This is a genomic window from Burkholderia sp. S-53 (assembly GCF_025560745.1).
Lineage (GTDB): Bacteria > Pseudomonadota > Gammaproteobacteria > Burkholderiales > Burkholderiaceae > Burkholderia > Burkholderia pyrrocinia.
Genome location: NZ_CP090483.1, coordinates 1,605,511 through 1,631,564 on the forward strand (window position 1 = coordinate 1,605,511; position 26,054 = coordinate 1,631,564).

Below are 26,054 nucleotides of genomic sequence, written 5' to 3' on the forward strand. Positions count from 1 at the left end.
CATGCCCGATCTGCTCGCCAATCTGAACCCCGAACAACACGCCGCCGTCACGTTGCCGAACGAACCGGCGCTGATCCTCGCAGGGGCGGGCAGCGGCAAGACCCGCGTGCTGATCACGCGCATCGCGTGGCTGATCCAGCAGGGCTACGCGTCGCCGCCCACCGTGCTTGCCGTGACCTTCACGAACAAGGCCGCGCGCGAGATGATGGCGCGCCTGTCGGCGATGATGCCGATCGACACGCGCGGGATGTGGATCGGCACGTTCCACGGGCTGTGCAACCGGATGCTGCGCACGCACTGGCGCGACGCCGGCCTGCCGCAGACCTTCCAGATCCTCGATACGGCCGACCAGCTGTCCGCGATCAAGCGGCTGATGAAGGCGGCGAACGTCGACGACGAGAAGTACCCGCCGAAGAACGTCCAGTACTTCATCAACAACGCGAAGGAGCAGGGGCTGCGTCCCGACAAGGTCGACGCGACCGACAGCTTCAACCGCAAGTTCGTCGAGCTGTACCAGGCATACGACCAGCAGTGCCAGCGCGAGGGCGTCGTCGATTTCCCCGAGCTGCTGCTGCGCTGCTACGAACTGCTGGCGTACAACGCGCCGCTGCGCGCGCATTACCAGGCGCGCTTCAAGCACATCCTCGTCGACGAGTTCCAGGACACCAACAAGCTGCAGTACGCGTGGCTCAAGATGCTCGCGGGCGGCCAGAACGCGATCTTCGCGGTCGGCGACGACGACCAGTCGATCTACGCGTTCCGCGGCGCGAACGTCGGCAACATGCGCGACTTCGAAGACGAATTCCGCGTGCGCAACCTGATCAAGCTCGAGCAGAACTACCGTTCGCACGGCAACATCCTCGACGCGGCGAACCAGCTGATCTCGAACAACGCGCACCGCCTCGGCAAGAACCTGCGCACCGACGCGGGCCACGGCGAGCCCGTGCGCGTGTACGAGGCGAGTACCGATTCGCAGGAAGCCGGCTGGATCGTCGAGGAGATCCGCTCGCTGATCAACACCGGGATGGCGCGCAGCGAAGTGGCCGTCCTGTACCGCAGCAACGCGCAGTCGCGCTCGATCGAGCACACGCTGATGTCGTCGGGCATCCCGTACCGCGTGTACGGCGGCCTGCGCTTCTTCGAGCGCCAGGAAGTGAAGCATGCGCTCGCGTACCTGCGCCTGATCGACAACCCGAACGACGACACGGCGTTCGTGCGGGTCGTGAACTTCCCGACCCGCGGAATCGGTGCGCGCTCGATCGAGCAGCTCGCCGATGCGGCGCGCCTCTACGATTGCTCGATGGCGGCCGCGATCCCGTACGTGACGGGCAAGGCCGGCACGAGCCTGGGCGGGTTCGCGAACCTGGTCGCGAAGATGCGCGCCGAGACGCAGCAGATGAACCTGCCGGACACGGTCGAGTACGTCGTGCGCGCGAGCGGCCTCGCCGATTTCTACCAGGGCGAGCGCGAAGGGCAGGACCGTCTCGAGAACTTGCAGGAACTCGTGAACGCGGCCACCGCGTTCGTCGCGGAGGAAGGCTACGGGCTCGACACGCCGGCCCGCTCGATCCCGCTGCGCGCGGGTGCGATCGCGGCGCCCGAACTCGGCACGGCGACGGACGATCCGGCGGTCGAGGTACTCGATCCCGCATCGCCCGGCGACCCGGCGCAGAACCCCGACACGATGACGCCGCTCGCCGGTTTCCTGTCGCATGCATCGCTGGAGGCCGGCGACAACCAGGCGCAGGCCGGGCAGGACGCCGTGCAGCTGATGACGGTGCACGCGGCGAAGGGGCTCGAATTCTCGGCCGTGTTCATCACGGGCCTCGAGGAAGGGCTGTTCCCGCACGAGAACAGCGTGCTCGAATCGGACGGCCTCGAGGAGGAGCGCCGGCTGATGTATGTCGCGATCACGCGCGCGAAGGAGCGGCTCTACCTGTCGTTCGCGCAGAGCCGGATGCTGCACGGCCAGACGCGCTACAACGTGCGCTCGCGCTTCTTCGACGAGTTGCCGGAGCACGTGCTGAAGTGGCTGACGCCGAAGGTCGAGGCCGGTTCGCGCTGGGGCGGGCGTTCGGACAACGCCGGGTACGGGCGCGACTGGTTCGCGCGGCCGGGTGGCGGCAGCCGCGAGCAGATCGTCGACGCGGCCGTGACCGCGCCGCTGCCCGCGTTCGCGGACAAGCAGCGCGCGGCCGATGCCGGCTTCCGGGTCGGCCAGCAGGTGTTCCATACCAAGTTCGGCGAAGGCACGGTCACCGCGCTCGAAGGCAACGGTACCGATGCGAAGGCGCAGGTGAAGTTCAAGCGGCACGGCGAGAAGTGGCTCGCGCTCGCGGTCGCGAAACTGCAGGCGGTGGAATGATGGGCATCGACATGGATGTGACACCTGCGGCTCGCCCGCTCGGCATTCTGGCCGCGCTGCCCGAGGAACTCGGCGACCTGATCGCCGCGATGCGCGCCGACGGCGCAATGAAGACGGTCACGCTCGGCCGCCGCGAATATCACGTCGGCACCGTGCACGGCGCGGCCTGCGTGGTCACGCTCGCACGGGTCGGCAAGGTCGCGGCCGCCGCGACGGTCAGCGCGCTGATCCACGTGTTCGGCGTCGCGGGCGTCGTGTTTACCGGCGTCGCGGGCGGCGTGTCGCGTACGGTGCGTGTCGGCGACGTCGTCGTGGCCGATACGCTGCTGCAGCACGATCTCGACGCGTCGCCGCTCTTTCCGCGCTACGAGGTGCCGCTGCTCGGCATCACGCGCTTCGCGACCGACGCGGCACTGACGGCGCGTCTCAGGGCCGCGTGCACGCAGTTCGTCGCGGAAGAGGGCGCGATGTTCGCCGAACGTTTCGGGCTCGCCGGCGCGGCGCTGCACGCAGGGCTCATCATCAGCGGCGACCGCTTCGTGTCGAGCGAGCGCGAGGTCGTCGCGCTGCGCGACGCGCTGCCGGACGCGCTCGCGGTCGAAATGGAAGGCGCCGCGATCGCGCAGGTGTGCGCGGAGCACGACGTGCCGTTCGCGCTCGTGCGCACGATTTCCGATACGGCCGACGATCACGCGACGCAGTCGTTCTCGCACTTCCTGTCGGCGATCGCGAGCAGCTATTCGTCCGGCATCCTCAAGCGTTTCCTGACGCTGCATGCGACGACGGCGGCCTGAAGCCGCCGTCGTTTTCTCCGTTCAAGCCGTTCGACCGGCCGCGGCGCGCACGCCGCGGCCGGCTCGTCACGCCCTCTTGCGCCGGCTGCTTTCGAGGTTCGGCAGGAACACCGTCAGCACGCCGATCAGCGGCAGGAACGAGCACACCTTGTAGACGAACGTGATGCTCGTCGCGTCGGCGAGCTGGCCGAGCACGGCCGCGCCGACGCCGCCGAGGCCGAACGCGAAGCCGAAGAACAGGCCCGCGACCATCCCGACCTTGCCGGGCATCAGCTCCGTCGCATAGACGAGGATCGCGGCGAACGCCGACGCCAGCACGATGCCGATGATCACGGTCAGCACGCTCGTCCAGAACAGGTTCGCGTACGGCAGCAGCAGCGTGAACGGCGCGACGCCGAGGATCGACACCCAGATCACGTACTTGCGGCCGATCCGGTCGCCGACCGGCCCGCCGATCAGCGTGCCGGCCGCCACGGCCGCGAGGAACACGAACAGGTGGATCTGCGCGGCCTGCACCGACAGGTGGAACTTGTCGATCAGGTAGAACGTGAAATAGCTGTTGATGCTCGCGAGGTAGAAGTACTTCGAGAACACGAGCAGCACCAGCACGCCCATCGCGCCGATCACGCGGCCGCGCGACAGCGTCGGGTGGCCGGCCGCCGCGGCCTTCTTCTTCATCGACGGATGCTTCTTGTACCAGTGGCCGATCTGCGTGAGCACGACCATCGCGACGAGCGCGGCCGCGGAGAACCACGCGATGCTGTGCTGGCCGTGCGGAATGATCACGAGCGCGGCGAGCAGCGGCCCGAGCGCGGAACCCGCGTTGCCGCCGACCTGGAACACCGACTGCGCGAGCCCGTGCTGGCCGCCCGACGCCATCCGCGCGACGCGCGACGATTCAGGATGGAACACGGACGAGCCGCAGCCGACGAGCGCCGCGGCCACCAGCAGCACGGGGAAGCTCGGCGCAACCGACATCAGCAGCAGCCCCGCGAGCGTGAAGCCCATGCCGACCGGCAGCGAATACGGCTTCGGACGCTTGTCGGTATAGAGGCCGACGAGCGGCTGCAGCAGCGACGCGGTGATCTGGTAGGTGAGCGTGATCAGGCCGATCTGCGCGAACGACAGCGCGAACTGGCTCTTGAGCATCGGATAGATCGCGAGGATCAACGACTGGATCATGTCGTTGAGCATGTGCGAAAAGCTGATCGCGCCAAGCACCGGATAGACGGTGCGGGGTGCGGGTGGCGCGGACGGCTGGGCGGCGGCTGCGCCGACGGCTCCGGTGTCGAGGCTGGTTTCCATGTGAGCTGAACGAGTTGAGGTAGCGGGCGCGCTCTGATGGGGATCGGCGCGTGTTGAATCGTTGATGCGTCAAAGAAGTGTAATGTGGCGCATCGGGAATGTCAGGCCAAGTTTTATCGCGAATCGGACATTCGTCCGACAGATCGGTCGTTGCCCGTTTTTTTGACCGGGTATAACGCTGGCGGCGCGTCCGCCCGTCAGCGGGGCCGCGTCGTGGCCCGGTGCGTGTTTTACCGGACTCAAGAAACGGCGGTGGCGGCCGTTGAACGACCCAATGACAACAGGTGCGCCGCGTCCGGCACCGGCTACCCGCCGGGCGGGCGCAGGACGCGCGGCATGGCCTGCCATCGCGGACCGCCGGGACCGACCTTTCCGGCAGCGTGATCCATACGGGGATATATCGATGAAAGCAGCATCATTGCATTCGCAGCCAGGTGCGGCCGCCGCCGCACCCGACGTTGCCGCCGGCCGCGCCGCACGGCGCCCGCGCGCGGCGCGGCGCGAGCGCCGGCCGTGGACCGTCAAGGCGACCTTGCGCGCCGCGTTCGCGATCCTGCTGGCCGGCACGCTCGCGATCGGCGTGTTTTCGCTGTGGCAGATCAGCCGGCTGAACGCGTCGATCTCATCGGTCTACGAGCAGGGCCACGTCGCGAGCCGCGCGGCGCAGGAAGTCCGGGCCGAGGTGCTGCGGGCGAGCCGTGCACAGAAGATGCTGCTGACCGCGACCACCGCAAAGGAGCGCGACGAGCTGGGCGCCGAGGTCGGCGCGGGGCTCGCGTCGATCGGCAAGGCGCTCGCCACGCTGCAGCGTTATGCGGATCCGGCCGACGCCGACGATTCGGCGCGGCTGCGTGCGTTCTCGACGGCCGTCGGCACGTGGAGCGCGCATCTGCGCGATTTCGTCGCGCTCGTGCGCGCGCAGCCGCTCGACCTGTCGCAGATGAACTGGCAGGTCGGCACGCAGGACGTGTCGCTGCTGGTCGAAACCGGCAAGCTCGAAAAGCTCGTCGCCGTACTCGTGAAGACGCGCGGCGAAAAGTCGAAGGCGACGCTCGATGCATCCGCCACCATCTTCTCGTCGTCGTTTGCGATGATCGCGGTCATGACGGCCGCGCTGATCGTGCTCGCGATCGCGATCGCCGAACGCGTCGTGCGGCGCCTCGCGTCGCAGCTCGGCGGCGAGCCCGCGCACGCGAAGGCGATTGCCGCCGACATCGCGCGCGGCGACCTGACGCGGCCGATCGCGCTCGGCCGGCACGACCGCGACAGCATGGTGCGCGCGCTGGCCGAGATGCAGACGGGGCTCGCGGCGACCGTCGGCGAGATCGCCGTCAGCGCCGAGGCCATCGCGGCCGCGTCCGGCGAGATCTCGACCGGCAATCTCGACCTGTCGCGGCGCACCGAGCAGCAGGCCGTCGCGCTCGAACGCACGGCGGCCAGCATGGAGCAGCTCACGTCGACCGTGCGGCAGAACGCCGAGAACGCGCGGCAGGCGAGCACGCTCGCGGCCAATGCGTCGGCCGTTGCGGAAACGGGCGGGGAAGTCGTCGGGCGCGTGGTCGCGACAATGAGCGAGATCGACGACAGCGCGAAGAACATTCGCGAGATCATCGGCACGATCGAAGGGATCGCGTTCCAGACCAACATTCTCGCGTTGAATGCGGCGGTCGAGGCCGCGCGCGCCGGCGAACAGGGGCGCGGCTTCTCGGTGGTCGCTGGCGAGGTGCGCCTGCTCGCGCAGCGCGCGGCGACCGCGGCGAAGGAGATCCGCGCGCTGATCGGCGCATCGGTCGAGCGCGTCGCGAACGGCGCGGCGCTCGCGCACGATGCGGGCCGCACGATGGGCGACGTCGTGCGCGCGGTCAAGCGCGTGACCGACATCATCGGCGAGATTTCGGCGGCATCGGACGAGCAGAGCGCCGGGATCGAAGAGATCGGCCGCGCGGTCACGCAGATGGACGCCGGCACGCAGCAGAATGCGGCGCTCGTCGAACAGGCTGCCGCTGCCGCGAACGCGCTCGACGAACAGGCTCAGGCGTTGAAGTCGCTGGTCGGGCGGTTTCGCATCGCGGCCTGAGCGACGCGCGGTCGCGGGCCGGCCACCCGCGATGCACGCATGGCGTCGTTCAGCTGTCGATCGGTGACAAAACCGGGCAGTCGAGCGGCGCGCAATCCCCTACAATGCGCTTCCACAAAGTTTGGGGCCGGAACCCGCGGCGCGTGCATCGACACCGGTGCGGCAGCGCGTCGAACGGGTCATGACAATGACAACGACGATTTACCTGAGCGGCTACGTGTGCATGCTCGTATCCGCCGCGATCGGCATGCGTACGCGCATGGCCGCGTGGCGGTGGCTTGCGGCGGGCATCGCACCGGCCGCTGCGTTTGCCGTGTTGCGCGGCCGGACGGGTACCGACACGGCGATTTACCAGGACATCGTGGCCGGCATCTGGAGCGGCAACCTGAAGGTCGTGCCGCGTACCCTCGAGCCGGGTTTCGTATGGCTCGTGCGCACACTCGAATGGCTCGGACACGATCCGCGCATCGTGACAGCGATCCTGTCGCTGATGGTCGTCGTCGCGTGCGTCGTCGCGTTCGGCCGGACCGCCGAGGACGCGTGCGTGTTCGCCACGCTGATCTTTCCGCTGTTCTTCTACGACATGGCGATGAGCGGTCTACGCTATGGCGTCGCGTTCTGTGTGGCGAAGATCGCATCGGACGCGTGGGAGCGCAGGCGGCATGCCGCGTCGATCGCGCTGGCGGCCATGGCTGCCAGCATGCATGTGTCGGCGGTGCTGCTTGTCGTGCTGCTGCAGGTCCGGCGGCTGCGCCTGCTGCGCTACGCGGGGCTGGCGGTCGCGATCGGCGGCGTGCTGTTCGCGATGCATCACGAGGCGCTGCTGGCGAAGGTCGGCCTCTATGCGGCCTTCACGCCGCCGGCGCAGATGTCGGGCAGCGCGCCGCTCGTCCTCGCGCTGCTGACGTTCGCTGCCGGCTGGGTGCTGCTGGCGCGCATGCCGCGTACGCTGGCGTTCCTGTTCGCGTGCGAGATCGCGAGTTTCGCGCTCGCACGAGTCAGCTATGCGGGCCTGCGTTTCCAGTGGCTCGTGCTGTTCGCGATGAACTGCCAGTTCGTGCCGCTGCAGCGCATGCCGGGCATGCGGCGCCGGTACGTGATCGCCGTACTCGTCGTGATCGGCGCGATCGGCTTTGCGATGCGCCTGCGCAACATGCTCGGCGAATCCGGGCTCGGTCCGTCGCCGTTCCTGCCTTACCGGTTCTTCTGGGAATGATACGGCCGGGGCGCGCGGCGCCCGGCCGTCCCGCGCTTACGACTTCTTCCGCTGGTCCGGATCGATGATGACCGTGCACGTCGTGCCCGCCGACAGCACCACGTCGGCCGGCACTTCGTCGATCCGGATGCGCACCGGCACGCGCTGCGCGAGGCGCACCCAGTTGAAGGTCGGGTTCACGTCCGCGACGAGATCGCGGCTTTGCGGGTTGTCGCGATCGTAGATGCCGCGCGAGATGCTTTCGACGCGGCCCTTCATCACGCCGCCACTCATCAGTCGCATTTCGGCCGGCGCGCCGATCTTCACGCGCGGCAGCTTGGTTTCCTCGAAGTAGCCGTAGACCCAGAACGAGTGGCTGTCGACGATCGCGAGCTTCGCCTGGCCGGCCACCGCGTAATTGCCCTTGAACGTCTGCAGGTTCGTGATGTAGCCGTCGACCGGCGCGACGACGCGCGTGCGCTCGAGGTTGAGCTTCGCGGCGTCGAGCGCGGCGATCGCCTGCTGGTACTGCGCATCGGCGCTCGACGCGCTGTGCGCCGCGTTCTCGCGGTTTTCCTTCGACACGACGAGCGCATCGAGATCCGCGCGGCGTGCCGCGTCGTCGCGGCGCATCTGCAGTTCCGCGCGGCGGGCGGCGACGGCCGCCTGTGCCTGCTCGACCGCGATCTGGTAGTGCGACGGGTCGATCTGCATGATCAGGTCGCCCTTTTTCACGAGCTGGTTGTCATGCACGGGCAACTCGACGATCGCGCCCGACACGTCCGGCGCGACGTTGACGATCTCGGCGCGCACGCGCCCGTCGCGCGTCCACGGATCGTCCATGTAGTGCACCCACAGCGAGCGCCCGATCAGGATCGCGACGAGAAGGATGACGGCGGTCGCGACGAAGCCGAAGAGTTTTCTGAGAATCATGATGGTTCGGAATCAACGGTAAACGGCAAGACTCAGTCCGCCGCAAATGCAGACGAGAAGGCAGGCACGGAACAGCGACGGGTGCCAGACGAGACGGTAGAGGCCCGTATAGGCGAGCACGCGGTCGACGGCCCAGGTCGCGAGCGCGCCGACGACGAACATCAGCACCACCGTGGGCATGTAGGCATCGAGAATGGCGATTTCACGCGGCATCATGACGAGGCTCCTGGTTGGGGACGCACGGGGCGGTTGCGGTAAAGCGGCTCGAGCGGCGATTCCGGATCGAGCAGCGCGGTGCGCACGAAATGCAGATGGCTCAGGATGCGCTGCAGCCGGTGGCGCTCGTCGCGCGTCGGTGCGAACACGTCGAGCGCCTGCCGGGTCGCGTCGATCGCGGCATTGGTCGCGGCGAGCGTCGCATCGAAGCGCACGGCGTCCGGCTTCGCGAACAACGTCGACAATGCGGCGCGCATCGCCTCGATCGCACGACGCCACGGCATCGACGGCGCATAGCGCGGGTCGGACGGCAGCGTCGCCAGCTCGTGGCGCAGGTCGATCGCCGCGTTGCCGGTTTCGAGCACCGCGAACATCCAGCGCAGCGCGTCGCGCTGCACGTCGGGCTGGTCGGCCGACAGCGTATGCGCCTGGTACATCAGGTCGCGCGCGCCGCTCTCGAAGCGCGTGCGCAGGCCGGCGAGCCGCGCATGGCAGGCCGCGACGGCCTGGTGGCGCAGGTCCGCGAACAGCCGTTTCTTGAGCCATGGCGCGGTCGGCGGGAACAGCACCGCGAACGCGATCGCCGAGACCAGCATCGACAGCACGAGCGCGAGCGCGTCGTTCATGAAGCTGGTCGGGTCGTAGTGCGTGATGTTGTCCGGGCCGGCGAGGAAGCTGAAGAAAATCAGGTAGCCCATCCCGTAGCCCGCGAGCTTCGGCTTCAGCGTCATGAAGATGCCGATCGCGAGCAGCGGCGCGAGCGCGACGCACAGCAGCGGGAAGCCGTCGATGTGCGGATAGATGCCGAACGTCAGCAGGAAACCCGTGCAGACGGCGAGAGCCGTCCCCATGCCCATCTGCGCGGACATCGCGGTCGGGCGCGGCGTCGACGACGCGAGCGCGCAGGTGGCCGCCGCCGTCAGCGTGAGCGTCACGCCGCTCGGCCACGCGGTTTCGATCCAGAACCAGCCGAGCACGAGGATCACGGTCGCGGTGCGAATCGCCGCGATCACCATCGCCGTCATGTTGGTGCGCGGCTCGTAGCGCTCGATCCAGCGTTCGCGTTCGTGCGTTGCGGTCGACAGCGACGCATAGGTCGCCGCGTACTCGTGCAGGTCGGTGATGAAGCGGTACAGCAGCTCGGCGGCCGTATCGAAGTCGAGCAGCGGAAAATCCGGCTGCGTTTCGAGCGCCGCGCGCGTCGCGCGGATGCGGCGCGGCAGCGCGTCGCGCCACGCGAGCAGTTGCCCGGCCGCGTGCCCCGCGTCGGTCGACGTGCGCACGGGTTCGCCGGCGCGTGTCATCAGCAGCGGCGCGATCTCGCGGAAGTACGGCTCGATCGCGTCGATCGCGGCCTGCGCGCCGGCCGCATGCAGCCGGTTCATCAGCTGGTGCAGCGCATGGAAACGGCTCGACGCGCTCATGAACTCGCTGTTCAGCCGCGCGAGGCGGCCGCTGCGCATCCGCGTGTCCGGATCCTCGAACACGGCCATGCTGCGCGCAGCCTCGAAACCGACCACGTCGGCGACGAAGCGCGTATGGATGGTTTCGATATGCGCGCGGTCGAGCTGGCCCGACAGCGCCGACGCGACATAGTCGACGAAGCTGCCGAAGCGCTTGCGTACCGTCGTGCGCATCTGCTCGCCCGTGTACTGCGGAAACACGAGCGCGCTGACCACCCCGGCCGACACGATCCCGACCATGATTTCGGCCACGCGCGTCATCGCGCTCATGAACGCGCCGTCCGGGTGCTGCGACGCGGGCAGCCCGATCAGCGCGGTCGTATAGCCGGCCAGCAGGAAGCCGTAGCTGCGGAAGTTGCGGTTGCGCGCGGCGCCGGCCGTGCACAGCGCGACCCACAGCGCGACCGCCAGCAGGAACAGTTGCGGCTGCTGCGGAAACAAGCCGACGAACGTGAGCGTCGCGATGAGCCCGAAGATCGTGCCGGCGACGCGGTAGAAGCTCTTCGCGAGCACCGCGCCGCTTTGCGGCTGCATCACGATGAACACCGTCGTCATCGCCGTTTTCGGCGCGGGCAGGTCGAGCCGCATCGACACGCCGGTCGCGATGAACGCGGCGAGCAGCGCCTTGAACAGGTAGAGCCACGCGGCGCCGTCGCTGCGGGCCCAGTCGCCGAACGCGGCGGACCAGGCCGCGAGCGTGCCGCCGGCGTGCGTGGAAGCGGGGGAGGAGGCTGACATGACGAGCGCTCCGCGTTACCGTGCGGCCGGCACGCCGGACGCGCCGGCGGCGGCGACCTGCGCGGGGCGGGCGACCGTTGCCACGGGCTTCGCGCCCGACGCGGCGGCCGATGCTGCGGCGCCCGCGGCGGGTACGTCGCCGGCGGGAACGTCCTTGCCCGTCTCGACGCCGCCGCCGAGCGCGGCCATCAGCTGCGCGTGCGCGGCAAGGCGTTCCGCGTCGATGCGGGCCGCCGTTTCCTGCGCGCGCAGCAACTGCTGTTGTGCGATCAGCACGTTCACGTAATCGGTCAGCCCGCGGCGGAAGCCTTCGCGCGACAACTGGTAGCTGCGGTCGTTGGCGGCCACCGAGCGCGCGGCATCCTTCTTCTGCGTATCGAGCGAGCGGATCCGCACGACCTGGTCGGCGATGTCCTTGAGCGCGCCGACGATCGTCTGGTTGTAGCGCTCGACCGCCTGGTCGTAGCCGGCATTCGCCGCGCCGAGCTGCGCGCGCAGCCGGCCGCCTTCGAAGATCGGCAGCGACAGCGCGGGGCCGGCCGTCCAGCCGCCGTTCATCGCGCGCAGGAAGTCGGTAAACGGTGCGGTCACGCCGAAGCCGCCGACCGTCGCGAGCAGGTCGATGTTCGGGTAGAACGAGGCCTTTGCGACATCGATGCCGCGCGCCTGCGCGTCGACCGTCCAGCGCGCCGCGACCACATCGGGGCGGCGGCCGAGCAGGTCGGCCGGCAGCGCCGACGGCAGGCCGGCCGGTGCGTCGAGCGAAAGCTGCGGCCGCTTGATCGCGTCGCCGGCACCCGGGCCCTTGCCGGCCAGTGCGGCGAGCTGGTGGCGCGCGAGCTGGATCGCTTCTTCATAGCTGTCGATCTGGCGCTCGTAGTCGGGCAGCGTCGATTCCGCCTGGCTCACTTCGAGCTGCGTGCCGAGGCCGGCCTGCAGCCGCTTGCGGGCGAGATCGGCGAGCGAGCGCTGGCGTTCGAACGTTTCGTGCGCGAGGTCGAGCAGCGCATAGTTCATCGACATGCCGACATACGCGCGCACGACGTTGACTTCGAGCTCGAGCTTCGCCGCACGCGCGTCGGCGGCGGTCGCATGCGCGGTGTCGAGCGCGCGCTCGGTCGCGTTCTTGTCCTTGCCCCACAGGTCGAGGTGATACGACAGGCCGAGCGTGCCGGTGTTGTTCCAGGTATCGGCGTTCGCGAGCGGGCCCGGGCCGTAGAACACGTTGTCGGGCCAGTGCTCGCGCATCAGCGACAGGTTGCCGTTGATCTGCGGCAGTTCGGCAGAGCGGGCGACGCGCGCCATCGCCTGCGCTTCGCGTACGCGTGCCTCGGCGGCCGCGAGCGTCGGGTTGCCGGCCTGGGCGGCGGCGATCCACGAATCGAGTTGCGGATCGCGGTAGGCGCGCCACCAGTCGGCCGCGGGCCAGCCCGCGTCGCGGTCGGCCGCGCGGATGGCAGCGCCGGCGTCGAGCGCGTTCGCGTCGATGCGGGCCGACTGCGGTTTGTTGTCGCCCATGCTCGCGCATCCGGCCATTATTAATGAGACTGCAAGAACCGCCAGTGCGAGCGTCCCTTTTGTCGCCGGAGACTGCACGATTTTCTCCCTTTCGGATATAGATGAGTCGGATGCGATTATATTTTTCAGTGATTCCTGAATAAATGGACAACGGTGCAAGTCATTTTTACGAATCCTGAGACAATACTTGTTCGCCTCTGTGCAACAATCCGTCCGGATTCAAACGGGTAATGGGATGGATACGTTACAAAACATGCGGGTATTCGTCCGCGTGGTCGACGCGGGGAGCTTTACCGCGGCGGCCCAGCAGATGAATTCGACCACCGCCTATGCGTCGCGCGCGGTCTCGGATCTCGAGGCGCACCTGCGCACGCGCCTGCTGAACCGCACGACGCGGCGGATCGCGCTAACCGAAGCCGGCGAGCGCTACCTGCAGCGCTGCGAGCAGATCCTCGCGTATGTCGACCAGGCCGAAGCCGAGGCCGGCGACGCGCACGCGCGCCCGTCGGGCAAGCTGAAGGTCCATTGCTTCACGAGCCTCGGCCAGCACTACCTGGTGCCGGCCATCGCGCGCTATCGCGAGCGCTATCCGGACGTGCACGTCGAGCTGACGCTCGCGCAGCGGATGCCCGACCTGCTCGACGAGGGTTACGACGTCGCGATCGTCGTCGGCCGCGACCTGCCCGATTCGGGGCTCGTATCGCAGCGGCTGGGCGAGAGCTACAGCGTCGTTTGCGCGTCGCCCGGCTACGTCGAGGCGCATGGCGTGCCGCGGCGGCCGGCCGATCTCGCGCAGCACGTGTGTCTCGGCATGGTCACGCCGGGCTTCCACTACGACGACTGGACGCTGTCGGGGCCGAATGGCGACGAGGTCGTCCCGATCGCGGCGCCGCCGTTTCGCGTGAACGTCGCCGAGGCGCTCGCGGTGGCCGTGCGGGAGGGGATGGGGATCGGCGGGCTGCCGCTCTATTCGGCGATCGGCGGGCTGCGCAGCGGCTACTTCGTGCGCGTGATGCCCGAGTACCGGTCGCACGTGATGAACATCTACGCGCTGTATCCGTCGCGCCAGTACCTCGACGCGAAAATCCGCACCTGGGTCGATTTCCTGCGCGACGAACTGCCGGCCACGCTCGAAGCCGATGAAGCCGCGCTCGCGCAGTACACGCGTGCGACATGACAGCGCGGTTGACCGCAATCTGACGAGATTTGTCCTTCACGCAACATTTTTTTACGAACGCGTGTCGGACAGTTTGATACTGTTAAAGTAATCGAGATACGTCACACCGGAGTAGCAATGGATACGCACCTGATGATCGGCCTTGGCGTCCTGCTTGGCGCGGCCGCTGCCGCCGCGGCGACCCGCGACCTGCTGCGTGCGATGAAGGCGAAGGCGCGGATGAAGCCGGTGCCGGTGCGCGTGCGCGCGGCCCAGCACGGCGCGCGCCGCAACGAACGCTGATCGGGCCATATCGGCCCGGGTCGGAGAAGGCCGCGCAAAGCGGCCGGGCGGGCCGGCGTTCAGCCGAGCTCGACGACCTTGTTCCACGCGAACGCGGTATTTTCCAGTTCGCCGGTGCGCCGGTGGATGTAGCCGCGCGGATTGCACACCACGCGCGTGCCGCCTTCCGCAACGTAGTCGAATGACGTATGCGTGTGGCCGTGGATCCACAGATCCACCGGCGGCCGCACGAGTTCCGCCATATCCGTGACGAATCCCGCCGACGCGAGGTCTTCCGCATAGCGTTCCGCCAGCGAGCGCCGGTGCGGCGCATGGTGGGTGACGACGATCGTCCGCCCCGCGAAGGGCACCGCAAGCTGCGCTTCCAGCCACGCACGGCCTTGCCGGTGCAGCGCGATCGCATCGGCCGGCGAGAAATCCCGTTCCGCCGCACCCGGTGCCGCATGCAGCGCCGCGTCGTGCGGCCAGGTCACCTGGATCAATCCCTTGAAATCGAGCATCACGCGCAGCGCGGCGTCGATTGCGCTGGCGATGCCGGCTTCGTCGCTGCCGAACAGCGAAAAATCGGCCCAGAGCGTCGTGCCGAGCACGCGGAAGCGTTGTTCGGGATCGACGTAGACGCCGTTGTTCAGGTAATGCACGTTGTCGAGCGCATCCGCCGCGTCGCGCATCGCCGCCTCCAGCGCGCCGAATTCCCCGTCGTAGTACTCGTGGTTGCCCGGCACGTAGATCACCGGCACGGCAGGGTCGAACGTCTCGGCGGCCCAGCGCAGGCCTTCCGCGTGATTGTGGATGTCGCCGGCCAGCACGACGAGATCCGCGTCGGCATGCGCGATCACGTCGGGCTGGTTGCTTTCGAGATGCAGGTCGGACAGGACGCGGACTTTCACGGGCTTCGCTCCGGAGTGGGCGGCTTCAGCGCAGGACCTTGCCGGGATTCATCAGGCCGCGCGGGTCGAGCGCGGTCTTCAGCGTGCGCATCAGCGTCGTTTCGACCGGCGACTTGTAGCGCTGCGCGTCGTCGATCTTCAACTGGCCGATACCGTGTTCCGCGCTGATCGTACCGTGGTGACGATGCACGTTGTCGTAGACGATCCGGTTGATCGGCGCCTGGAATGCGGCGAGGAACGCCTTCGGATCGCCGCCTTCGGGCATCTGCACGTTGTAGTGGAGGTTGCCGTCGCCGAGGTGGCCGAACGTGACCATCCGCGCACCCGGCGCGGCCTGCTGGATCGCCGCGTCGGTCTCGTCGATGAACCGCGCGACCGACGAGATCGGCACCGCGATGTCGTGCTTGATGTTGAGCCCCTCGTCGGCCTGGGCGAGCGGGATGTGCTCGCGCAGGTCCCAGAACGCGCGCGACTGCGCGAGATTCTCCGCGACCACCGCGTCGACCACGAGCCCGGCCTCGAACGCTTCTTCCATCAGCTTCTCGAACAGCGCGCGCGCATGCGCTTCGCTTTCGTTGTCGGACAGTTCGAGCAGCACCGTCTGCGCATGCGTCTGCGTGAACGGGTAGCGCAGTTGCGGGTAGTGCTTGCCGACCAGCTGCATGCAGAAATCCGACATCAGCTCGAAGCCGGTCAGCAGCGGCCCGGCCGCGCGCTGCGCGAGCGCGAGGAAGTAGAGCGCCGCGTGCGGCGATTCGAGCGCGGCCAGTGCCGTGACCTGTGCGGCCGGCAGCGGATGCAGCTTCATCACGGCAGCGGTGATGATCCCGAGCGTGCCTTCCGCGCCGATGAACAGGTCGCGCAGGTCGTAGCCGGTGTTGTCCTTGCGCAGCCCGCGCAGCCCGTCCCAGATCTCGCCCTGCGGCGTCACGACCTCGAGCCCGAGGCACAGCTCGCGCGCGTTGCCGTAGCGCAGCACCGCGGTACCGCCCGCATTGGTCGACAGGTTGCCGCCGATCGTGCAACTGCCTTCCGCCGCGAGGCTCAGCGCGAACAGCCGGCCGCCGTCGCGCGCGCGTGCCTGCACGTCGGCGAGGATCACGCCGGCTTCGACGGTGATCGTGTTGTTGTGCGGATCGAGCGCGCGCACGCAGTTCAGTCGCGCGACGCTCAGCACGGCCTGGCTGCCGCTCGCATCGGGCGTCGCGCCGCCCGCGAGGCCCGTGTTGCCGCCTTGCGGTACGAGCGCGATGCCGTGCGCGTTGGCCAGCTTGACGAGTGCGGCGACTTCGGCCGTGTTCGCGGGTTTCAGCACCGCGCACGCGGCACCCTTGTAGCGGCGGCGCCAGTCGGTCAGGAACGGTTCGGTATCGTGCGGGTCGGTCAGCACGTGGTCGGCGCCGATCGCGTCGCGGCACGCTGAAACGAAAGCTTCGGAGGACATCATCACCTTGTCGCGTAAGGGTCAGGACGCGGCGCGCGACTTTTTTGCCGCGCGCTTGAACGGCGCGACGTACGCCAGCGCCGCCACGAAGAAGCCGACGGCAAGCGCGGTCTCGCACCAGCCGAGCGTCGCGGACAAGCCGCGATCGGACATGCCGCGCACGATGCCTTCGGCGAAATAGACGAGAATCAGCATGCTCGCCCACTGCATCGTATAGATGTTACGCCGCCAGACGCCGGGCAGCGCGAGCGCGAGCGGTACGGCCTTCAGCATCAGCGCGGAGCCGCCCGGGCGCAACGGCGCGAGCCACAGCTCCCACGCGAGCGACAGCGCGATCAGCGCGACGAGGCACGCGGCGGCGGCCAGCGCGCAGCGCGGCCGGGCCGCGACGGCGGGGCGGGCGGGCGCGTTCATGCGGCTTCGGCCGCCTGGGCGTTGGAAAGGGCGGCCGCCGCGCGTGCGAGCCGCACGCCGAGCGCGGCCGCGAGCGCCTTTTCGTCCGCCGACAGTCCGCCGGGCGCGGCGCGATCGTGCTGCGAGACATGCGACGCGCCGTACGGCGTGCCGCCAGTGCGCGTCGTGCTGAGCGCGGATTCGGTGTACGGGATGCCGACGATCATCATCCCGTGATGCAGCAGCGGCAGCATCATCGACAGCAGCGTCGATTCCTGGCCGCCGTGCAGGCTGCCCGTCGACGTGAACACGCTCGCCGGCTTGCCGGTCAGCGCGCCCGACAGCCATTGCGGCGTCGTGCCGTCGAGGAAATACTTGAGCGACGCGGCCATGTTGCCGAAACGGGTCGGCGAGCCGAGCGCGAGGCCCGCGCATTCCTCGAGGTCGCGCAGTTCCGCATAGGGCGGACCGTCGGCGGGGATGTCGGGGGCAGTGGCTTCGCAGACTGCCGACACGGGCGGCACGGTGCGGATGCGTGCCTGCATGCCCGGCACGCTGTCGATGCCGTTGGCGATGGCGAGCGCGAGATCGCGCGTGGCGCCGTGGCGGCTGTAATAGAGGACGAGGATGTCTTTCATGGGCTACGGAGCCGCGTGCGGCCGCGCGCGTGCCCGGTGCAGTCGGCCCCTGCTGGATCGAGCGGCTATTATAGGGGCTGAAGCCGTCGCGCAGCGCGGCGGCGGCGCGCCGAGAGGCGTGCAGCATCAAGAAGGAGAAGCCGTTTGCCGAAGTTGAGCGTCGATCTCGACACCCTCAAGCGCCTCGCGCAGTTCGCGGCCCGGCGCAGCGCCGAGGATCGCATCCCGCAAGTGGCGGGCAGTCTGACCTTCACGACGATGCTGGCGCTCGTGCCGCTCGTGACGGTCGCGTTCGCGCTGTTCACCGCGTTCCCGATGTTCGCGTCGTTCCAGATCTCGCTGCAGGGGTTCCTCGCGGATCACCTGATGCCCGCGCAGTTCAACGTCCAGATCTTCAAGTACCTGAACCAGTTCGCGTCGAAGGCCAAGGGGCTGACGACGGCCGGCCTGATCGTGCTCGTCGTCACGTCGGTGATGACGATGATGACGATCGAATCGGCCTTCAACCTGATCTGGCGGGTGCGCAAGCCACGGCCGTTCGCACAGCGCGTGCTCGCGTACTGGGCGCTGATCACGCTTGGGCCCTTGCTGTTCGGCGTGAGCCTGTCGATCTCGTCGTATCTGTTCACGCAGTCGCTCGCGTTCACCGGCGCGGGGCCGTCCACGTCGATCGTCGAGTGGCTGCTCGCGCTCGCGTCGCTGCCGCTGACGGTGCTCGCGTTCACGCTGCTGTACGTGTACCTGCCGAACTGCACGGTCGCCTGGCGCGACGCGGTGATCGGCGGGCTGTTCGCGGCCATCGCGTTCGAGTTCGCGAAACGCGGGTTCGGCTACTACGTGCGTCGCATTCCGACCTATACGGCCGTCTACGGCGCGTTCGCGGCGCTGCCGGTGTTCCTGCTATGGGTGTACCTCAGCTGGTTCGTCGCGCTGCTCGGTGCGATGGTGGCGTCCGCGCTGCCGGCGATCCGCGTCGGTCAGTTCCATCGCATCCACTATCCGGGCAGCGACCTGCTCGATGCGCTCGAACTGCTCGCGCGGCTTGCCGAGGCACGTGCGGCGGGCAAGCCCGGGTACGCGGCGCTGCGGCTCGCGACCATGCTGCGGTGCGACATGGAAACCGCGCTGCGGTTGCTGACGACGATGGAGGAGCGGGAATGGATTGCGAGGCTGGACGCCGGCGGCGATGCCGCGCCGCGCTACGTCCTGCTCGCGAACCCGGAGCAACTGACGCTCGCGCAACTGTTCGACGTGCTGGTGATCGACCGCACGGAGCTGACCTACCAGTTGCAGCGGCGGCGCAGCCATGTCGACGGCGCGGCGCTGCTCGAGGTGCTGTCGAACGAGCGGTTCGACGTGTCGCTCGAGTCGCTGATCGCCGCGCACCGGCTCGCGGGCGCACAGCCGACGGGTATCCCGGGGCAGGCGCCGGACGGCGTGCCCGACCCGCACGCGCGGCCGCCGCGGCCCGCGTGAATGCGGCGCCCGGCGGCTACAGCGGAATCTTGCCGGTGCAGATGTCCTTGAACATCACCCAGTCGCCCATCAGGCTGTAGATCGGATGCCGGAACGTGGCCGGGCGATTCTTCTCGAAGAAGAAGTGTCCGACCCACGCGAACCCGTAGCCGCAGACGACAGCCGCCGGCAGCCACAGCCAGTTGCCTGTCGCGATCGCCATCGCGACGCAGCCGATCACGCCGAGCGAGCCGATGAAGTGCAGCCGCCGCGACGTCAGGTTCTGGTGTTCGTTCAGGTAATACGGGTAGAAATCAGCGAAGCTGGCGAATTGCTCCGAATGCGTATGCGCCATGGCCGTCTCCTCGGGCCGCTGTTCATGGGGCCATTGTGCGGCCGGCGGCCGGTGTCCGCAAGCGGGGGGGCGGCCAGCCGCGCCGGCCTGCGCTTTCCTTTTGACAGGCTTTCCGATAGGATCGAAAGAGGTTTTGCATTCAAGCATGAGGGGACTACGATGCGCGTCAGCGATATTCTGAAAGTGAAGGGCAACACGCTGTTTACGGTGACGCCCGATAAACCGCTGCGCGAAGCGGTCGATACGATGGCCGAGCACGACATCGGTTCGCTCGTCGTGATGGAGTATGGCGATCTCGTCGGGATGCTGACGTTCCGCGAGATCATCCTGCGCCTGCACGTCAACGGCGGCGCGATCGGCGACGTGCAGGTGCGCAAGGTGATGGACGAGCCGCTCACGTGCACGCCGGAAACGGACGTCAACGAAGTGCGCCGGATGATGCTCGAGCGCCACGCGCGCTACATGCCCGTGCTCGACAAGAAGGTGCTGATGGGCGTCATTTCGTTCTACGACGTCGCGAAGACGGTCGTCGAGGCACAGAGCTTCGAGAACCGGATGTTGAAGGCGTACATCCGCGACTGGCCGGAATCGGAAGCCGAAGCGCACAAGCCGTGAACCACACCGCGCCCGGCGCCCTGACGCGCGGGCGTCGCCATCCGGCGCGCGGCGGCGCAGGTTCGTCCTGCGCCGCCGTTTTTTCAACGACAACACAACAAGGCCCGCGCAGCTTCGCCAAGACGACGCGCGCGTATTCCGCATGAGCGATCAAACGCAAGCCACATCGGGGCAGCGCGACGAACGGCGCGCCCACGCGTCGCAGTTCGACCTGTTGCGCGAGCGCCGTTTCGCACCGTTCTTCACGACCCAGTTCCTCGGCGCGCTGAACGACAACGTCTTCAAGATCGGCTTCACGTCGCTCGTCACCTATCACACCGCGCGGTTCTCGGGCGTCGACGCGAAGACGGCCGCGTTCCTGATTTCCGCGATCTTCATCCTGCCGTTCGTGCTGTTTTCGGCGACGTCCGGCCAGATCGCCGACAAGTACGACAAGGCGACGCTCACGCGCTTCGTGAAGACCTTCGAGATCGTGCTGATGCTGGTCGGAGCGGCCGGCTTCGTCACGCACAGCGCGACCCTGCTGTATCTGTGCACGTTCATGATGGGGATGCACTCGACGCTGTTCGGGCCCGTCAAGTATTCGTACCTGCCGCAGCATCTCGGCGAGCACGAACTGGTCGGCGGCAACGGTCTCGTCGAGATGGGCACGTTCATCGCGATCCTGATCGGCACGATCATCGGCGGCGCGGCCGCGGGTATCGAAGGCAGCGGCGAGCGCGTGCTCGCGGTGAGCGTCGTCGTCATCGCGATCGCGGGGCGGCTCGTCTCGCAGCGCGTGCCGTCCACGCCGGCGCCGCAGCCCGATCTCGTGATCAACTGGAATCCGTTCAGCGAGACCTGGCGCAACCTCGGGCTCGCGCGGCAGAACCGCACCGTGTTCCTGAGCCTGCTCGGCATCTCGTGGCTGTGGTTCGTCGGCGCGACGTTCCTCACGTCGTTCTTCAATTTCGCGAAGGACGTGCTGTCCGCGAGCCCCGACGTCGTCACGATCCTGCTCGCGACCTTCTCGGTCGGCATCGGTCTCGGCTCGCTGCTGTGCGAACGCCTGTCGCAGCGGCGCGTCGAGATCGGCCTCGTGCCGCTCGGCTCGATCGGCATCAGCGTGTTCGCGATCGAGCTGTATTTCGCGAGCCACGCGCTGCCGTCGCCCGGCCACCTGCTGTCGGTCGGCGAATTCCTGGCCGGTGCGCGCCACTGGCGTATCCTCGCCGACCTGTTCCTGCTCGCGATGTTCGGCGGCTTCTACAGCGTGCCGCTGTATGCGCTGATCCAGAGCCGCAGCGCGCCGACGCACCGCGCGCGGATCATCGCCGCGAACAATATCCTGAACGCGCTGTTCATGATCCTGTCGGCCGTGATGGCGATGGGGCTGACCAAGGCCGGTGTCGACATCCCGGGCCTGTTCCTCGCCACCGCGCTGCTGAACGTCATCGTCGCGACGTATATCTACCTGCTCGTGCCCGAGTTCCTGCTGCGTTTCGTCGCGTGGGTGCTCGTGCATACGTTCTACCGGATTCGCCTCGTGCACGCTGAGCGGATCCCGGCGGAGGGGGCGGCCGTGCTTGTCTGCAACCATGTCAGCTACGTCGATGCGCTCGTGCTGGCCGCCGCGAGCCCGCGCCCGATCCGTTTCGTGATGGATCACCGGATCTTCAAGACGCGCTTCGCGAGCTGGGTGTTCCGGCATGCGAAGGCGATCCCGATCGCGCCGCGCCACGAGGATCCCGAGATGCTCGCGCGCGCGTACGACGCGTGCGAGGCCGCGCTGAAAGAAGGCGAACTCGTGTGCATCTTCCCCGAGGGCAAGCTGACGAAGACGGGCGACATCAATACGTTCCATCACGGCATCACCGAGATCCTGGGCCGCACGCCGGCGCCGGTGATTCCGATGGCGCTGCGCGGGCTTTGGGGCAGCTATTTCTCGCGGCATTCCGATGCGCGGATGCCGCGGCCCATCAAGCGCGGCGTGATGAGCCGGCTGACGCTGGCGGTCGGCGAGCCGGTCCCGGCGTCGGTCGCAACGCCCGAGTCGCTGCAGGCCGCGGTGACCGAACTGCGCGGCGCGCGGAAGTAGGCGGGCGCCCGCGGGCAGGCATTCGGCTGCAAGTCGGCCGGAACGGGCTTCCGGCCGCACCATCCGGGGCGCGCATGCGCGTACCGCGCGCCCGGCCGGCGTTTCATGCGGCCCGCCGGCCCGGGACGGCTGGCATAATAGCGGTTTACCTCTTTTTCTCGACCGGCAAACGATCGAACTGCCTGCGGCCCCGGCAGCGCATCGGTTTGCCCATTTCTCTTTGGGCGGTTCCATCATGTCCGGCAATACCCTCGGCACGCTTTTCACTGTCACGACCTTCGGCGAATCGCACGGTCCCGCGATCGGCTGCGTGATCGACGGCTGCCCGCCGGGGATGGGGCTGACCGAAGCCGACATCCAGTTCGAGCTGGATCGCCGCAAGCCCGGCACGTCGCGGCACGTGACGCAACGGCAGGAGGCCGACGAGGTCGAGATCCTGTCGGGCGTGTTCGAAGGCGTGACGACCGGCACGCCGATCGCGCTGCTGATCCGCAATACCGACCAGCGCAGCAAGGACTACGGCAACATCGTCGAGACGTTCCGTCCCGGCCATGCCGATTACACCTACTGGCAGAAGTACGGCATCCGCGACTATCGCGGCGGCGGCCGCTCGTCCGCGCGTCTGACCGCGCCGATCGTCGGCGCGGGCGCGGTCGCGAAGAAGTGGCTGCGCGAGCGCTTCGGCGTCGAGGTGCGTGGCTACATGAGCAGCCTCGGCGAGATCGACGTGCCGTTCGTCGACTGGTCGCATGTGCGCGAGAATCCGTTCTTCTCGCCGAACGCAGCGGTCGTTCCGGAGCTCGAGGCCTACATGGATGCGCTGCGCAAGGACGGTGATTCGATCGGCGCACGCATCGATGTCGTCGCGTCGGGGGTGCCGGTCGGTTGGGGCGAACCCGTGTTCGACCGTCTCGATGCGGACATCGCGAAGGCGATGATGAGCATCAACGCGGTGAAGGGCGTCGAGATCGGCGCGGGCTTCGACAGCGTCGCGCAACGCGGCTCGGTGCACGGCGACGAGCTGACGCCGGGCGGTTTCGTCGGCAACCATGCGGGCGGCGTGCTCGGCGGGATTTCGACGGGGCAGGACATCACCGTGTCGATCGCGATCAAGCCGACGTCGAGCATCCGCACGCCGCGTCGTTCGATCACGAAGGCCGGCGACGGGGCTACGGTGGAAACCTTCGGCCGCCACGATCCGTGCGTCGGCATTCGTGCCACGCCGATCGCCGAGTCGATGCTTGCACTGGTGCTGATCGATCATGCACTGCGCCATCGCGCGCAGTGCGGCGACGTCGAGACGCCGACGCCGAAGATCGCGGGCAGCGCGACCTGACGCAAGCGGGCGGGGCGCTGTGCGCCTCGTCTCGATCGTCGAGCGATGAATGCAAACGGGGCGCTGCGTGATGCAGCGCCCCGTTTCGTTTGCAACCGATTGCAGCGCGGCCCGCCAAAAAAAGCGCGCCGCTCGTGGCGGCGCGTTCCGGCAGGTTACATGTTCGGGTAATTCGGCCCGCCGCCGCCTTCCGGCGTGACCCACACGATGTTCTGCGTCGGGTCCTTGATGTCGCAGGTCTTGCAGTGCACGCAGTTCTGCGCGTTGATCACCAGCCGGTCGCTGCCGTCGTCGTTCTTCATGAACTCGTACACCGCCGCCGGGCAGAACCGCGCCTCCGGCCCCGCGTACGTGCGCAGGTTTACGTTCACCGGCACGCTCGCATCCTTCAGCGTCAGGTGCGCCGGCTGGTTCTCCTCGTGGTTCGTGTTCGAGATGAACACCGACGACAGCCGGTCGAACGTCAGCTTGCCGTCCGGCTTCGGATACTCGATCGGCTCGCACTGCGACGCCGGCTTCAGCATTTCATGATCGGCATGCTGGTGATGCAGCGTCCACGGCACGTTGCCGCCCATCACCTTCTGTTCGAGTCCGACCATCAGCGTGCCGAGATACAGCCCCTTGGCCATCCACTGCTTGAAGTTGCGCGCGCGGTACAGCTCCGTGTACAGCCACGATTGCTTGAACGCGTCCGGGTACGCGTTGAGCTCGTCGCTCTGGCGGCCGGCCTGCACCGCGTCGAACGCGGCGTCGGCCGCCAGCATCCCGGTCTTGATTGCCGCGTGGCTGCCCTTGATTCGCGATGCGTTCAGGAAACCCGCGTCGTCGCCGATCAGCGCGCCGCCCGGGAACACCGTCTTCGGCAGCGACAGCAGCCCGCCCGCGGTGATCGCGCGCGCGCCGTACGACACGCGCTTGCCGCCTTCGAGGAATGCGCGGATCGACGGATGCGTCTTGTAGCGCTGGAATTCCTCGAACGGCGACAGGTACGGGTTCGTGTAGCCGAGGCCGACCACGAAGCCGACCACGACCTGGTTGTTGTCCATGTGATACAGGAACGAGCCGCCGTAGGTATCCGACTTCAGCGGCCAGCCGGCCGTGTGGATCACGAGGCCCGGCTTGTGCTTCGCCGGATCGATTTCCCACAGTTCCTTGATGCCGATCCCGTACGCCTGCGGATCAGCGTTCGCGTCAAGCTTGAACTTCGAGATCAGCTGGCGGCCGAGGTGGCCGCGGCAGCCTTCGGCGAACAGCGTGTACTTCGCGTGCAGTTCCATGCCGAGCTGGAAGTTCTCGGTCGGCTCGCCGTCCTTGCCCACGCCCATGTTGCCGGTCGCGACGCCCTTCACGGAGCCGTCGTCGTTATACAGGATCTCGGCGGCCGGGAAGCCCGGGAAGATCTCGACGCCCAACGCTTCTGCCTGCGTGCCGAGCCAGCGCGTGACGTTGCCCAGCGAGATCACGTAGTTGCCGTGGTTCTTGAAGTTCTCGGGCAGCGCCCAGTTCGGCGTCGTCACCGCGCTCTTCTCGGACAGGAACAGGAAGCGGTCTTCCGTCACCTCGACGGTCAGCGGCGCGCCCTGTTCCTTCCAGTCGGGGAACAGCTCGGTGATCGCGCGCGGGTCCATCACCGCACCCGACAGGATGTGCGCGCCGATCTCGGAACCCTTCTCGAGCACGCACACGCCGATCTCGGTGCCTTTCTCGGCGGCCAGCTGCTTGAGCCGGATCGCCGCCGACAGCCCGGCGGGGCCGCCGCCGACGATCACGACGTCGTATTCCATCGATTCGCGCGGGCCGTATTGCTCGATGAGGCTTGCGGGGGTCATTGGCGTTCCTCTAACCGTTAGAATGCTTTTATTCGGGAGCGTATTGTCTGCGAAACGAAACGCTTGCCGCAACAGCAGGTGTCTAGATTGGCACGATCGTTCTATTTTTATGCTAGGGTTATGCCGCACGGGCTGCGCTGTCCGGGGCGGCGAAACGACATCGAAAGGGGTGTGCAATGGGTCGGTCGATCAATCTGGAAGGCAAGGTTGCACTGGTGACGGGCGCGTCGAGCGGTCTTGGGCAACGCTTCGCGCAGGTGCTGTCGCAGGCCGGCGCGAAGGTCGTGCTCGCGAGCCGCCGCGTCGAGCGCCTGAAGGAACTGCGCGCGGAGATCGAGGCGGAGGGGGGCGCCGCGCACGTGGTGTCGCTCGACGTCACCGACGTCCAGAGCATCAAGGCGGCGGTCGCGCATGCGGAGACGGAAGCCGGCACGATCGACATCCTCGTGAACAATTCGGGCGTGTCGACGATGCAGAAGCTCGTCGACGTGACGCCGGCCGATTTCGAATTCGTGTTCGATACCAACACGCGCGGCGCGTTTTTCGTCGCGCAGGAAGTCGCGAAGCGGATGATCATGCGCGCGAACGGCAGCGGTAACGGCAAGCCGCCGTGCCGGATCATCAACATCGCATCGGTGGCCGGCCTGCGCGTGTTTCCGCAGATCGGGCTGTACGCGATGAGCAAGGCCGCGGTCGTGCAGATGACGCGCGCGATGGCGCTCGAATGGGGGCGCCACGGGATCAACGTCAACGCGATCTGTCCGGGCTATATCGATACCGAAATCAATCATTACCTGTGGGAAACCGAGCAGGGCCAGAAGCTGCAGTCGATGCTGCCGCGCCGGCGCGTCGGCAAGCCGCAGGATCTCGACGGGCTGTTGTTGCTGCTCGCGGCCGACGAGTCGCAGTTCATCAATGGCTCGATTATCTCCGCCGACGACGGCTTCGGCCTCGCCTGA

Annotated in this window: 22 protein-coding genes; 11 read left to right on the top strand and 11 right to left on the bottom strand. The window is 67.8% G+C overall.

What is annotated here, in order from left to right:
* Position 1: 1 nt before the first annotated feature.
* Together LXM88_RS12405 and LXM88_RS12410 are read left to right on the top strand one after the other, a co-directional pair.
* A complete protein-coding gene (locus tag LXM88_RS12405; protein WP_262542567.1) occupies positions 2 to 2,365 on the top strand; it encodes a UvrD-helicase domain-containing protein in 2,364 nt (787 codons plus the stop codon).
* Entirely contained in the window at positions 2,362 to 3,159 is a 798-nt protein-coding gene (locus tag LXM88_RS12410) for a 5'-methylthioadenosine/adenosylhomocysteine nucleosidase (RefSeq protein ID WP_262542568.1), read from the top strand. The genes LXM88_RS12405 and LXM88_RS12410 overlap by 4 nt, the downstream gene beginning before the upstream one ends.
* Before the next feature lie 66 nt (positions 3,160 to 3,225).
* On the opposite strand, the gene LXM88_RS12415 is transcribed toward LXM88_RS12410, so the two are convergent.
* Entirely contained in the window at positions 3,226 to 4,464 is a 1,239-nt protein-coding gene (locus tag LXM88_RS12415) for an MFS transporter (protein WP_262542569.1), read from the bottom strand.
* A gap of 403 nt (positions 4,465 to 4,867) precedes the next feature.
* Here LXM88_RS12415 and LXM88_RS12420 point away from each other — a divergent pair, with 403 nt between their 5' ends.
* Positions 4,868 to 6,541 (top strand): methyl-accepting chemotaxis protein, encoded by a 1,674-nt coding sequence (locus LXM88_RS12420; protein ID WP_262542570.1) that lies wholly within the window; start codon positions 4,868 to 4,870, stop codon positions 6,539 to 6,541.
* A gap of 187 nt (positions 6,542 to 6,728) precedes the next feature.
* On the top strand, positions 6,729 to 7,757 hold the full coding sequence (locus tag LXM88_RS12425; protein WP_262542571.1) for an EpsG family protein: 1,029 nt from the start codon (positions 6,729 to 6,731) through the stop codon (positions 7,755 to 7,757).
* Between the two features lie 36 nt (positions 7,758 to 7,793).
* Here the strand turns inward: LXM88_RS12425 and LXM88_RS12430 are convergent, their stop codons facing one another.
* From LXM88_RS12430 to LXM88_RS12445, 4 genes are read right to left on the bottom strand one after another with little or no spacing between them, the layout of a single operon-like run.
* Complete coding sequence (locus LXM88_RS12430; protein ID WP_262542572.1) at positions 7,794 to 8,669, bottom strand: efflux RND transporter periplasmic adaptor subunit; 876 nt, start codon at positions 8,667 to 8,669, stop codon at positions 7,794 to 7,796.
* 12 nt (positions 8,670 to 8,681) lie between these two features.
* A complete protein-coding gene (locus LXM88_RS12435; RefSeq protein WP_262542573.1) occupies positions 8,682 to 8,885 on the bottom strand; it encodes a DUF1656 domain-containing protein in 204 nt (67 codons plus the stop codon).
* Positions 8,882 to 11,086: an FUSC family protein gene (locus tag LXM88_RS12440; protein ID WP_262542574.1), complete on the bottom strand. Its 2,205-nt coding sequence runs from the start codon at positions 11,084 to 11,086 to the stop codon at positions 8,882 to 8,884. Before LXM88_RS12440 ends, LXM88_RS12435 begins: the two co-directional genes overlap by 4 nt.
* 15 nt (positions 11,087 to 11,101) lie before the next feature.
* Positions 11,102 to 12,682, bottom strand: a complete 1,581-nt coding sequence (locus tag LXM88_RS12445) for an efflux transporter outer membrane subunit (RefSeq protein WP_262542575.1) — start codon at positions 12,680 to 12,682, stop codon at positions 11,102 to 11,104.
* 157 nt (positions 12,683 to 12,839) lie between these two features.
* On the opposite strand from LXM88_RS12445, the gene LXM88_RS12450 reads away from it, so the two are divergent.
* Both LXM88_RS12450 and LXM88_RS12455 read left to right on the top strand, forming a co-directional pair.
* Positions 12,840 to 13,781, top strand: a complete 942-nt coding sequence (locus LXM88_RS12450; RefSeq protein ID WP_262542576.1) for a LysR family transcriptional regulator — start codon at positions 12,840 to 12,842, stop codon at positions 13,779 to 13,781.
* Between the two features lie 117 nt (positions 13,782 to 13,898).
* Positions 13,899 to 14,063, top strand: coding sequence for a hypothetical protein (locus tag LXM88_RS12455; RefSeq protein ID WP_262542577.1), 165 nt, complete (start codon positions 13,899 to 13,901; stop codon positions 14,061 to 14,063).
* A 59-nt stretch (positions 14,064 to 14,122) separates the two neighbouring features.
* On the opposite strand, the gene LXM88_RS12460 is transcribed toward LXM88_RS12455, so the two are convergent.
* From LXM88_RS12460 to wrbA, 4 genes are read right to left on the bottom strand one after another with little or no spacing between them, the layout of a single operon-like run.
* Entirely contained in the window at positions 14,123 to 14,953 is an 831-nt protein-coding gene (locus tag LXM88_RS12460; protein WP_262542578.1) for a metallophosphoesterase, read from the bottom strand.
* 25 nt (positions 14,954 to 14,978) lie between these two features.
* Positions 14,979 to 16,400 (bottom strand): FAD-binding oxidoreductase, encoded by a 1,422-nt coding sequence (locus tag LXM88_RS12465; RefSeq protein ID WP_262542579.1) that lies wholly within the window; start codon positions 16,398 to 16,400, stop codon positions 14,979 to 14,981.
* An 18-nt stretch (positions 16,401 to 16,418) separates the two neighbouring features.
* Positions 16,419 to 16,811 carry a DUF2069 domain-containing protein gene (locus LXM88_RS12470; protein WP_262542580.1) on the bottom strand — a complete coding sequence of 131 codons (393 nt, stop codon included), beginning with the start codon at positions 16,809 to 16,811 and terminating at the stop codon, positions 16,419 to 16,421.
* Positions 16,808 to 17,428: an NAD(P)H:quinone oxidoreductase gene (gene wrbA / locus LXM88_RS12475; protein WP_262542581.1), complete on the bottom strand. Its 621-nt coding sequence runs from the start codon at positions 17,426 to 17,428 to the stop codon at positions 16,808 to 16,810. Before wrbA ends, LXM88_RS12470 begins: the two co-directional genes overlap by 4 nt.
* A 144-nt stretch (positions 17,429 to 17,572) precedes the next feature.
* Between wrbA and LXM88_RS12480 the strand changes: the two genes are divergently transcribed.
* Positions 17,573 to 18,904 (top strand): YihY family inner membrane protein, encoded by a 1,332-nt coding sequence (locus tag LXM88_RS12480; protein WP_262542582.1) that lies wholly within the window; start codon positions 17,573 to 17,575, stop codon positions 18,902 to 18,904.
* A gap of 16 nt (positions 18,905 to 18,920) precedes the next feature.
* On the opposite strand, the gene LXM88_RS12485 is transcribed toward LXM88_RS12480, so the two are convergent.
* A complete protein-coding gene (locus LXM88_RS12485) occupies positions 18,921 to 19,238 on the bottom strand; it encodes an Mpo1-like protein (RefSeq protein ID WP_096470759.1) in 318 nt (105 codons plus the stop codon).
* A 159-nt stretch (positions 19,239 to 19,397) separates the two neighbouring features.
* Here LXM88_RS12485 and LXM88_RS12490 point away from each other — a divergent pair, with 159 nt between their 5' ends.
* The 3 genes from LXM88_RS12490 to aroC all read left to right on the top strand — a co-directional run bounded on the left by LXM88_RS12490 (position 19,398) and on the right by aroC (position 23,266).
* Positions 19,398 to 19,853, top strand: a complete 456-nt coding sequence (locus LXM88_RS12490) for a CBS domain-containing protein (protein ID WP_006488504.1) — start codon at positions 19,398 to 19,400, stop codon at positions 19,851 to 19,853.
* Positions 19,854 to 19,995: 142 nt separating this feature from the next.
* Entirely contained in the window at positions 19,996 to 21,930 is a 1,935-nt protein-coding gene (locus LXM88_RS12495) for an MFS transporter (protein ID WP_262542587.1), read from the top strand.
* Between the two features lie 235 nt (positions 21,931 to 22,165).
* The gene (gene aroC / locus LXM88_RS12500; RefSeq protein WP_262542589.1) at positions 22,166 to 23,266 is read left to right on the top strand and encodes a chorismate synthase; all 1,101 of its coding nucleotides are present in this window, start codon (positions 22,166 to 22,168) and stop codon (positions 23,264 to 23,266) included.
* Positions 23,267 to 23,421: 155 nt separating this feature from the next.
* On the opposite strand, the gene LXM88_RS12505 is transcribed toward aroC, so the two are convergent.
* The gene (locus tag LXM88_RS12505) at positions 23,422 to 25,095 is read right to left on the bottom strand and encodes an electron transfer flavoprotein-ubiquinone oxidoreductase (RefSeq protein ID WP_262542590.1); all 1,674 of its coding nucleotides are present in this window, start codon (positions 25,093 to 25,095) and stop codon (positions 23,422 to 23,424) included.
* 176 nt (positions 25,096 to 25,271) lie between these two features.
* Here LXM88_RS12505 and LXM88_RS12510 point away from each other — a divergent pair, with 176 nt between their 5' ends.
* Complete coding sequence (locus tag LXM88_RS12510) at positions 25,272 to 26,054, top strand: SDR family oxidoreductase (RefSeq protein ID WP_047900499.1); 783 nt, start codon at positions 25,272 to 25,274, stop codon at positions 26,052 to 26,054.